The organism is Salinivibrio socompensis S35, from assembly GCF_000513715.1.
GTDB lineage: Bacteria > Pseudomonadota > Gammaproteobacteria > Enterobacterales > Vibrionaceae > Salinivibrio > Salinivibrio socompensis.
In genome coordinates, this window is sequence record NZ_AQOD01000139.1 from 1 (window position 1) to 10373 (window position 10373).

11 protein-coding genes and 3 pseudogenes are annotated in these 10373 nt (G+C 48.3%); 9 read left to right on the forward strand and 5 right to left on the reverse strand.

Annotated elements, in window-relative coordinates; translation table 11 throughout:
- Positions 1 to 106 (forward strand): annotated as a pseudogene (locus tag DZ54_RS24320) (IS5/IS1182 family transposase); the annotation flags it as partial.
- 41 nt (positions 107 to 147) lie between these two features.
- On the opposite strand, the pseudogene DZ54_RS0114400 reads toward DZ54_RS24320, so the two are convergent.
- The 3 genes and pseudogenes from DZ54_RS0114400 to DZ54_RS24325 all read right to left on the reverse strand — a co-directional run.
- Positions 148 to 1122: pseudogene (locus DZ54_RS0114400) on the reverse strand (reverse transcriptase domain-containing protein); the annotation flags it as partial.
- A 677-nt stretch (positions 1123 to 1799) separates the two neighbouring features.
- A pseudogene (locus DZ54_RS26280) lies at positions 1800 to 2500 on the reverse strand (IS3 family transposase); the annotation flags it as partial.
- A 107-nt stretch (positions 2501 to 2607) separates the two neighbouring features.
- Positions 2608 to 2814, reverse strand: coding sequence for a hypothetical protein (locus DZ54_RS24325; RefSeq protein WP_025674838.1), 207 nt, complete (start codon positions 2812 to 2814; stop codon positions 2608 to 2610).
- A 308-nt stretch (positions 2815 to 3122) separates the two neighbouring features.
- On the opposite strand from DZ54_RS24325, the gene DZ54_RS0114420 reads away from it, so the two are divergent.
- From DZ54_RS0114420 to DZ54_RS0114450, 8 genes are all read left to right on the forward strand, one after another.
- Positions 3123 to 3356, forward strand: coding sequence for a CopG family transcriptional regulator (locus tag DZ54_RS0114420; RefSeq protein WP_025674840.1), 234 nt, complete (start codon positions 3123 to 3125; stop codon positions 3354 to 3356).
- Positions 3343 to 3606 carry a type II toxin-antitoxin system RelE family toxin gene (locus DZ54_RS27560; protein ID WP_025674842.1) on the forward strand — a complete coding sequence of 88 codons (264 nt, stop codon included), beginning with the start codon at positions 3343 to 3345 and terminating at the stop codon, positions 3604 to 3606. The genes DZ54_RS0114420 and DZ54_RS27560 overlap by 14 nt, the downstream gene beginning before the upstream one ends.
- A gap of 147 nt (positions 3607 to 3753) precedes the next feature.
- On the forward strand, positions 3754 to 4035 hold the full coding sequence (locus DZ54_RS0114430; protein ID WP_025674843.1) for a type II toxin-antitoxin system Phd/YefM family antitoxin: 282 nt from the start codon (positions 3754 to 3756) through the stop codon (positions 4033 to 4035).
- Positions 4032 to 4334: a type II toxin-antitoxin system RelE/ParE family toxin gene (locus DZ54_RS0114435; protein WP_025674845.1), complete on the forward strand. Its 303-nt coding sequence runs from the start codon at positions 4032 to 4034 to the stop codon at positions 4332 to 4334. The genes DZ54_RS0114430 and DZ54_RS0114435 overlap by 4 nt, the downstream gene beginning before the upstream one ends.
- A gap of 174 nt (positions 4335 to 4508) precedes the next feature.
- Positions 4509 to 4724 (forward strand): TIGR02450 family Trp-rich protein, encoded by a 216-nt coding sequence (locus DZ54_RS0114440; RefSeq protein WP_025674850.1) that lies wholly within the window; start codon positions 4509 to 4511, stop codon positions 4722 to 4724.
- 215 nt (positions 4725 to 4939) lie between these two features.
- Positions 4940 to 5740, forward strand: coding sequence for a cache domain-containing protein (locus DZ54_RS22095; RefSeq protein WP_037354685.1), 801 nt, complete (start codon positions 4940 to 4942; stop codon positions 5738 to 5740).
- On the forward strand, positions 5664 to 6905 hold the full coding sequence (locus DZ54_RS22100; RefSeq protein ID WP_081721675.1) for a methyl-accepting chemotaxis protein: 1242 nt from the start codon (positions 5664 to 5666) through the stop codon (positions 6903 to 6905). Before DZ54_RS22095 ends, DZ54_RS22100 begins: the two co-directional genes overlap by 77 nt.
- Positions 6906 to 7154: 249 nt before the next feature.
- Entirely contained in the window at positions 7155 to 8393 is a 1239-nt protein-coding gene (locus DZ54_RS0114450; RefSeq protein ID WP_025674851.1) for a DEAD/DEAH box helicase, read from the forward strand.
- A 14-nt stretch (positions 8394 to 8407) separates the two neighbouring features.
- Here DZ54_RS0114450 and DZ54_RS0114455 read toward each other — a convergent pair whose 3' ends face one another.
- Together DZ54_RS0114455 and DZ54_RS0114465 are read right to left on the reverse strand one after the other, a co-directional pair.
- Positions 8408 to 9103, reverse strand: coding sequence for a VC0807 family protein (locus DZ54_RS0114455; RefSeq protein WP_025674852.1), 696 nt, complete (start codon positions 9101 to 9103; stop codon positions 8408 to 8410).
- A gap of 694 nt (positions 9104 to 9797) precedes the next feature.
- Positions 9798 to 10373, reverse strand: a 576-nt coding sequence (locus DZ54_RS0114465; protein WP_025674853.1) for an ISAs1 family transposase, incomplete at its 5' end; no start/stop codon positions are given.

The following is a 10373-nucleotide window of genomic DNA, read 5'->3' on the forward strand; positions in this document are numbered from 1 at the left end:
TAAGCACTTCCGAGCAATATCAACGAGATATGATAAGTTAGCAAGAAATTACGCCAGTATGGTATCACTGGCGTTTACTATAATGTGGCTGCCGATGTATTGCTGAATAAAATGTGTACAGCAAAGATCAACACGCCCTAGGAAGACAAAACCGTCATTAACATGGGTAATTTGAGTTTTCTCCATGTTTAATGTGAGCTTGAGTTTGCTCTCCAAAAAGTCACGGCATTGCTCTCGGATCACCTGAGCCTGTTGTTTCGAGCCTTTGACGATGACAACAAAATCATCGGCATAGCGGCAGTACGCAACTCCAGGCTTCCATTGCCTATTCTCTTCAAGGGCAGGTTTACGACCAATCTTGATACTGTGATTCCAGTACCAGCGGTCTTTACGCGCCTTTTTGCTTAAGTAGCATTGATTCAAATACTGGTCGAACTCATTGAGCATGATGTTTGACAGCAGTGGTGAGATCACGCCACCTTGCGGTACACCTTGGTGAGTGGCACAGAATAAATTCTTTTCAACGTGACCAGCCTTGATAAAGAGCCAGAGTAGTTGATTAAATCGTTTACAGGCAATTCGTTTACGGACGCATTTCATCAGTAGTCGATGATGAACTGTATCAAAATAGCTCGACATATCGCCTTCAATTACCCATCGTCCTTTCTCCTGATTCGAATCAGTCAACTGGAGTTTGACCGTTCGGATCGCGTGATGCACGCTGCGTTCAGGCCTAAAGCCGTAGGATAACGAGTGAAAGTCGTTTTCCCAGATTGGCTCCATCGCCATCAGCATGGCGCGTTGTACTATGCGATCTTTCAGGGTGGGGATACCTAAAGGGCGTTGTTTACCGTTTGCTTTGGGGATATAAATTCGTCTTGCTGGAAGCGGTCGATACGAGCCATTTCTCAGTGTTTGGCTGAGTATAGCGAGCTCTTCATCTAACCTTTCTTGCAGATGATATTTTGTGATCCCATCAACACCCGGCGTTTTCGCTCCTTTAGCTAAGAGGGTGATGTCAGCTGCGTGTTTCAACCATTGAGGATGGCTGATTAAACGCAGTAGTCGATTGACTCTTTGCGATTTATCCGCTTGAGTCCATGTTGCTAATTTACGTTGCATTTCACTGATTATCAAAGGTCTTCACCTTGTTATGGTCAGCTAATTTGCCGACGTAAAACAATTAAGCTACGCCCCTTCGCCATGTAATGGGCTTTCCCCATTTCAGACTACTACGAGCGCTCCGCCAGTCTATTTGTCCTTAGGGTCATGCTCCCTTAGCATGCAAATAGACCTTCCCCGGTTTACCTGCCTGAACTCAAACATATTGGGGTGGATGCCGATCGCAGTCTTTAACCTTATCGTGCTGTAAGGTGATGACGCTTAAGCGCAGAATTGTGATTTAGCACTTATCCACTGGCAAGCACTTACATTTTGCTGACCAGTTCGGTTATTGCGCAGCTACCTATTGCACAATATCAGCGTCATACCGCCTGTTAACTCGTGTAGACGGTGGCGACGTTTCAGCCCACAGATGCGGATTAATCGGTTCATGTTCTTCATCCGTCCAATACTTAGTCTAGAGAAGCATCTTGGCTTAACGAATTCGCCTCACTTCCCGTTGTCAGCGAGTTACATCACCTTACCAGCATACGGTAAGTCACTGCCGCTCAGACTCATACTCCTGCACAACCAGAAGTAGCCATAACTTATTGGCTCCTACCAATATCGTCATGGATTTCAGACAGGTTCGTGGTTCAATTTAAACATCCTTGTTAGCCCTGAACTCCGGGCACACTGTATGTGACGTCACCACACCAAACTTGATTTGGTGCTTCAACGTTAAACTGTCGGTCTAAATGGTTCGGTATCTCAACATGTTCATCGCCTGTCTTCTTGTATATATGGCTGGGTATTTGGCAACTCACTAAACCAAGCTTCTCCATCAGTTTGCTGGCACGATAGCGGCTCAGCGGGACATCTTGATCCGTCGCCATTCTCGCAATACTACGCGCGCCAGCAGAGCCTTCACTGTCGCGAAAGAGCTCTTTGACCTTGGCAATTTCAATGACTTTTTGGGCACATATCGGCTTTTTTGAACGTTGCTGCCAGTGACGAAAGCTGCTGCGGTGTACGCTAAATACCTGACACAGCTTGTTGACTGAATAGCTCGTCTTGAGTTTCTCGATTATCGAGAATTGTTCACAGAGTCCGACATCAAGAGAGCGGTAGCCTTTTTTAAAATGTCATTATGCTCCTCAAGGCGCGCCAGCTTTTTCTTTAGCTCCCGAATTTCAATTTGCTCTTGTGTGATGGGGGATGCATTAGGCGTGATGCCTTGTTGCTCCTGTCTGAGTTGTCTCACCCACTTGTCCATGGTGGATTTACCCACGCCCATGGCAGTAGCTGCTTCGATAATCGTATAGTTTTGTTCGAGAACAAGCTCAGCGGCTTCACGTTTAAATTCAGCGCTGAAAGTACGTCTTGTGCGTTTGGTCATGGTTTCACCTGTCATGCTATGAGGTGCATCTTAACACCTCTAATCAGGTGGCCAAATTCACTATGCCACTACAGATATCTTTGTCGGGTGTCGAGCTTAACGGTACTCTAGGAGTGAGAAGCGATAAGACGCACGAAGTAGGTTTTGAGCTGTTGCTGGGAGAGGTTATCAGGGGGGAGAATCGAAGAATGCGGCGATACGCCGAACGGCACGGGCATAAGCATCAATGGTAGCGGGGCGTTTGCTTGAAGGGTTAAGTTGTTGAGGTGCTGTTGATAAAGGGCATCGAAGTGCCGTTGTTGTAGAGGGCTCATGGTGCTTCTCCTGTTTACTGCCGATTGGCAGAGTAGGAAGAAACATAGGCGGTAAGACGGCATTCTGCCGCGTAGCGGCTTCGTTCAACAAACTGCTCAAGAGGGATTCGCAACGCGTGGAATTTTTGCTATGCGTTGAATTTAGTGATTAAGGTGGTTTGCGGCAACTTCGGTATTGTGTTGCTCACCCCTTAGCAGGGCGTTAGTTGGACACAATTTGACGCCTTAATGTCGTGACGCCTTAATGTCGTGACGCCTTAATGTCGTGACGCTATAATGTCTGAGCGCCACAATATTTGGAGAATGTCATGAGCGAGATATCGAAGCGTTCTACGGTTTATTTTGACCCTCAGCTACACGCTGCGCTGCGGCTGAAGGCCGCGCACACGCATCGTTCCTTATCAGATATCGTCAACGAAGCTGTTCGTGCGGCATTGGCTGAGGATCAGGAAGATTTGGCGGCATTCGAGGAACGGGTTTCCGAACCAACAATGAGTTATGAGGCCTTGCTGGATGATTTGAAGAGTCATGACAAATTATAAGCTTGTCTTCAAGAAATCTGTCTCCAAGGATCTTCGGCTAATCCCAAACAAAGATGTTGCCCGTATTCTTCAGCGCATGGAGCAATTGCAGGAGAATCCCCGACCAGTCGGCAGCGAAAAGCTTTCAGGGCAAGAGCGTTACCGGGTCCGACAGGGCTTGTACCGAATCATATACGAAGTGACAGATGAGCTTCTTGTAGTAACGGTAGTGAAGGTTGGTCATCGTAAGCATGTCTATAAGCGTAGCTAACCAGGCCATGCACCGGATGCCAAAACCTCCGCTGCGCTACGGCCTTGGCACCGGTGATGGCAGGCGTTATGTTTTTCCAACACCTTGCTTGCTGCCAGGCGGTATTGTACTCTTAGATGTACACGTAAGCGTACTTAAGGTGGTTCCATGTCAAGGGTTCGAGTAGATGAAGATATCCGTCCTCTGTCTGAATTTCGAGCAGGTGTAGCGACATTTGTAAAGCAGATCCATGAAACTCGTCGTCCTATGGTGCTGACACAAAGAGGTCGTGGTGTTGCCGTGCTGGTGGATGTTTACGAGTACGAGAAGATGCAGGAACGTCTGGAGATACTGGAAGAGGTATATAAGGCGGAAGAACAGATAGCCTCCGGGGATGGTATTGCACATGAAGATGCGAAGGCTAGGGTTCTGAGCGGGCTGGCCCAATGAAAATAGTTTGGTCGCCGCTTGCGCTGGAGCGTGTTGAGGATATTGCTCGGTATGTCGCAGAAGACAACCCGGCTGCTGCGGTACAGTGGGTTGATGATTTATTTGCCGCGGTCGAGCGGTTAGCTGATTTCCCTAAAAGCGGGCGTATGGTTCCCGAGGTGGGAGCACCTCGCATCAGGGAGCTGATATTTGGAACGTATCGGGTAATTTACAGCGTCAAAGATCAGGTCGATGTGCTGACAGTGCGTCGCAGTAGGCAATTATTGCGGATGTCCGAGATCGGTGATGACGAAACATAACCAGTATCACATCGACCGATTTTCCGCCGCTTGGCGGCTCCAAACCGGCGCGTGAGCCGGGCGTTATAGGGCAAGCGTGTTGATGTTGTTTTGTGAGTCTTACTGAACCAAACGGAGTCACGTGCGTACTGTGTCTCGTCATTTTTAACCGATGCAGTATCTAATGGGGTTAGCGTGAACCAAATCAATCCAACCAAGTTACGCAATAGCAAGTGGACGGCGGTAAAATCCATCCATCGCGAGAAGCACTTTTTAGTCTCCGACGTTGAGTATGATGAAGAAGGTGTGGTGGTGTTATGCGTGATCGAGTCGGTACTGTCGAAAAAGGAATACCCGATTGACTGGCGTGAGCTCAAAAGTGGCGAAAAGTGGCTTCAAGGGTGGAAGTAATTATGCCCTTGGAAAAAGCGTCAAGTCATCGATGAAATGGCTTGGTGCTTTTTCACCGACTGAGGATCGAAGACGCTGAACGGTTGTGAGACGTCTGTGAAACCAACTCGCCAGAGATCGCTTTGACGGTCTTTTGCTATAAAAGACAAACCTTCATGGTAATTAGGTCACTCGCTGCTACGCTTAAAGCAAATACTAGGTCAGAGGATTTTGCCATGACTATCAGCCGTAAGATTAAAGCCATGGCGCTTGCCCTTTTATTGGGGTCATTTCTTACCATTTATCTCGTAATGGAGTGGGTGGCTAAGCCCGTTTTGCAAGAGCAGGCAGTAGCTGGCGCTCGACAAACCGTTACAAACATTGAAGGGCGTATTGCAACGGTACTGAATGAAGGGGCGGTTTTGACCGATACACTCGCGGCATTATCGGAAACACTGCCGCTGGAGCGTTCACAATTTATTGACCGCCTCGAGCCCGTCGTCGATCATTACGGCAACGTTGCGATTGCGGGCGGCGGCGTGTGGCCTGAACCCGGTAAGCTAACACCGGGAAAAACACGTGATTCTTTATTTTGGGCACGTAATGAGCAAGGCTCGCTTGATCTATTAGATGATTATAATGATCCAGCTGGCAGTGGCTATCACAACGAAGGCTGGTATCAAGCTGGACGGGGCTTACCGGCTGGGCAATGCGCATGGTCTGCCGCTTATGAGGATGCGATTTCTGGCACTCCAATGGTTACCTGTACGGTGGCAATTCACCGAGATGGCCAGTTTTGGGGAGTGGCGACGGTTGATTTGATGCTCTCCGGTTTGTCCGACTTATTGACTGACCAAAATGAGGCAACCGGAGGTTATGCATTTGTGCTCGATCAAACCGATCGAATTTTGTCATTTCCAGGTGCGCGTTCTTCAACCCTTAGTATGCAAAGCTTGAGCGATGCGAGTAGACAATATTCCGCTTTTATCCCCACTTGTATCGGCACTAAACGCCGGCGAGCCGGTTTATCTGCCTGAAGGTGTGGTTGGCGAGGGCCGGTCGCTCCTTGTTCAGGTCCCTTTGCCAAAACAGGGCTGGACAGTGGGTATGTTGTTACCTGAAACAAAAGCCTTAGCCGCGTTGAATCGAGTAAGCTCTGGCCTATATATAACATTGTTACCGTTGGTGACTGTCTTCGCATTGGTCGTAGTCCTGCTCGGCCAGAGGCTGGTTCGCAGTATTAAAGAGACGACTCAGCAAGTTGACAGCCTATCTAAAGGCGAGAAAGGCAGTAAACTTGAGATTGCTCGTGCTGATGAGATGGGCGAGTTGCGGCGTTCGGTCAACGAATATGGCGCCCACCTCGAAAAAATTCTTGAAGACGTGGCGACAGAAGCGATTGGCGTCAAAAGCAGTGCAAACGACTTACAAGCGCTGAGCCAAGATCTGAGTGACCAAGCTTCTGCACAGATGAATGAAAACATTACGCTGGCGGCATCGATCAACCAAATGTCAGCTAGCGCTACCGATGTGTCCAGCAATACCGCCACTGCGGCAGACACTGCCGAGGATGCGTCGAAATTGGTGGCAAAAGGGCAGCTAGCCGTCGATGAAAATAGTGACGCTATTGCAAAGCTTGCCACCACACTGAAAGAAGCCTCTTCCGTGATCGATAAATTGGCCTCAGATTCACAACAGGTGGGAACCGTACTTGAGGTCATCAAAAAGATTTCAGAGCAAACCAATCTACTGGCACTGAATGCGGCCATCGAGGCGGCGCGGGCAGGAGAACAAGGACGTGGGTTTGCGGTGGTTGCCGATGAGGTGCGCTCATTAGCCGCCAAAACTCAGGAATCGGCAGCTGAAATTGATGGTATGATTCAGCAGCTTCATTCGGCGGCTAGCCAAGGCGTGGAAGTGATTGAATCGAGTTATCAGTTATCTCAGTCTTCGGTTGAGCGAGCGGGTATGGTACGTGAGCATTTTGAACAGATTGTCACCGCGTTTGATAATATCAAAGAGCGCACCGTGAGCATTGCGACGGCATCTGAGCAGCAAGCGCATGTAACAGAAGAGATCAGTCAACTCGCAGATCGAATCAGAATGTTATCCGAGAAGAACGCTGAAGGCGCATCGGAACTCAAAGCAATGAGTGCTGATTCGCTAGAGCGGTCAGATCGCCTGACTCAAATCAGTCAATGATGACACTCATCTACATTGCTTTTCTGGGCTGATAAGTTGAAGCACGAAACCATTACTTATCAGCTTATCAGCATTTTTTAAGGGACTGGCGTGACCTCAAAAGTGACGAGAAGTGGCTTCAAGGATGGAAAAAAGTACACATGGTATGAGCGCCAAAAATAAACGGGTTATCTAACAGAGTGTGATACAGTCCGCGCCTCTTTTTCCCATCGTGATGATGGTTATTGTCGTCATAGAAAGGTTTCGCTCATGCCATTTTCTGCTCTCTCATTGCGTTCTGAATTGCTTCACGCGCTGCCCAAGGCGTTTAAAAACCCAACGGCTATTCAAACGTTGGCGATCCCTGAGCTGTTAGCCGGTAACGATGTCTTGGCATTGGCAAATACCGGCAGTGGTAAAACGCTTGCGTACGGTCTGCCTTTGCTGGAAACGTTAAACGCAAACCCACAGCACCAAGCGCTGATTTTGGTGCCAACGCGTGAGTTGGCGATGCAGGTCAGTGATGCAATCAACCAAGTGGGCAGTGCCTTAGAACTCAGTGCGATTTGCTTATGCGGCGGCGTTGATAAAGCAGCGCAACAAAAAGCATTGGCGGAAAATCCCAACATTCTTGTGGCGACGACAGGGCGGTTGGTCGATTTAGCCAACAACGGCTTAGACTTGAGTACGGTGCATTACTTGGTTTTGGATGAAGCGGACCGTTTGCTCGATATGGGCTTTTGGCCCGATGTGCAAAAGATTGCGATGCAAACTGAAAGCAAACGCCAAACCGCAATGTTTTCGGCCACGTTCTCCGATGAACTTGAGCAAAAAGCCAACCAGTTAATGGTTACGCCCAAACGGATCGCCGCGCACCCAGAAAATAGCACCAATCAAGATGTTGCCGAAACGCTTTACTTGGTCAACAAAGGCAGTAAAGCGAAAGCCTTGATTGAATGCATCAAACAGCATGCTTGGTCGCAGATCTTGGTGTTTGTGGGAGCGAAAGAAAATGCCGATGGCTTGGCGAAAAAGCTCAATAAAGCGGGCATCTCGGCCAGTGCACTTCATGGCAATAAAGTTCAAACCGAGCGAGAGCAAGCCCTGGCACAGTTTAAATCTGGCCAAATCAACGTATTAATTGCCACAGATCTATTAGCGCGTGGCATTCACATCGAACACCTGCCGGTGGTGATTAATGTTGAATTGCCTATGCATGCAGAAACTTATATTCATCGCATAGGACGAACCGCTCGTGCCGGTGAGCAAGGCGTGGCGATATCTCTGGTATGCCATGGCGAAATGGACGCACTCAACGCCATTCGTCACCTGACGCAAAGAGCATTGCCCGTACAAGAGCTGGACGGTTTCCCGGTGACAGATAAACCATCAACTGGCGAAAGCAAACGCGCTCCTCGCGATAAGAAAGCCAACCGACGCACGAATGCAAAAAAGAGCATTAAGCAGTTCCAAGCGAAGCCAAAACGCCCAGCGTCGGGGGCCAAATAAGGCGTGTCAGGATGTTATTTGAGGTGGAAGATTTGCTCTGTCTCTAATAATGTCATCGCCCGCACTTGTCGCCAAATGTAATAGAAAATACCGAACATCATCAACATGCTGGGGATCGCAATCATCGGGTAACTGTAAAGCGTCATCTTGCCCAGCTCTTCATTAAACGCCGGTGTGCCGGCAGGGCTAGTCACGATCCACGTGGCCAGGAAGTAATTCATCGCCGATGAGAACGCAAAGGTGCTGGCGAACAGGTAATTAGACCGCATCAGACAACGTTCAAAGGCCGAGGATTGATCATTCTCTTTCAAACGCTGATTGATTAAAGAAAGGTTTAGCACGGTGTCATTCAGCACTAACTTTTGCATCAAGGGGTAACGTGTAAAGGTCGAGCCCAACACCGTTAAACCGATAAGGCCTGGGATCAACGCCTCTTTCAAGGCTAACCAACGGGTATCGAGCTCTAGTAGGCCAATCCCACCTGTCAGTAACACGCTGATAAAACCAAGTGCAGCGATAAAATTAAATTTCCGGTTGCGGACCAGATCCATCCCGCCATAGATAAGAGGGAAGGCCAAAGCGACGACCAGTGCCATGGCTGTGCCCAAGTATTCATCCCCGCTCAACTTCATCAGAATGATCGAGGGGATAAAAACGTTGAACAGGATTTCAAACAGGGGACTCGGCTTCTTCGCCGTCGTGTTACTCATAGTATTTTACTGACTCTACGCTACATGAGCTGCCATTGTACTGTGCCACGCAGTGTTCATCTAGTCGTGATTGATGTAAAGCGTTACAGCGCCTTGTTGTGTAACCATGTGTGAAATCAATAGGTGTGAGGGGAGTGGCGTGCGAGGCCCGACACCTGTGCACTTCATAGTAGCTTTGTGGTCACGGCAAAGATGAATGCAATCATCCAAGACGAAATGTCAATCGCCTTTAGCCACATAAATAGTTCAATTTTTTGGGACTTTTTATTTGCGCGATAACGAATAACAGGATACATGACACAATAATCAATGTATCTAGAAAAAATACTATATGATGTCATACATTGTTGATTCGAGTGTAAATCTTTGGCGTTTTTTGCCAGCTCAAGATCTAGCCAAGTTATTCTTTCTTCGCTACCGGACGCTAATAGAATGCCAGTAATAGAACCCCAGCCACCAAGTTAGATAAGATCGATTTCTTCAGTCTATCACGCCGAAAAACTTAGCCAGAGACACAATGATACCCGAGAGAATAAGGCTGCAAAATCCTAAAAAATTGTACCACATAAAGGCTCTGAACTTCCATGAGTTGGTCGTTTGGCGATGTCGAATAATAGGGTAGGAAACACAGTATAGAGTAAAGCGATTGACGATTTTATAAGATAATTGATAATCAGGGCGAGCGCATGAGTGTTCATTTTTCAACCATCGTCGGTATGCCTGCGGCTAAAACCTTCTCTAAGAAGCTGGGATTCATGAGACAACGCTTCTGTTTGGCCACCAAGCTGATCTTGGTCGGCTCAGCCCGCACCATGTTTGAGGCCATGTGTCGCAGACAGGCAAAGTTCGCGGCCCCATTGTCTTTATAAATTTGGCAGGCGTCTTCACCCATGTTGACATCTAACACCCAGTGCATGGCTTCAATGCCCCAATGCGAGCGAATAGCACGGCTTGCCTCATCGGCAGTCAGTGATTTTGAGCTGATATAGTAGCGGTACTCCAACGACATCGGACGCCCTTTTTCGACACGCAAAGACTCAACCATGACAAGGCTTTGTAGTGATGGCCAACGGCTAAAGTCGCCGGATAAACATTCTTTATCAAGCACATAGCACTGACGCGATTCAATACGACCGTGACCATATTCAAACTCGACATCGTCATTGAAGGTTCGACGTTGCTCACTGAATGCCGCGGTGATCGCGTTCGCCAGCTTGCCCTGGTTTTGTTTCACCGCTAATAAGTAATCGCCACCTTGTTCAAGAATCGT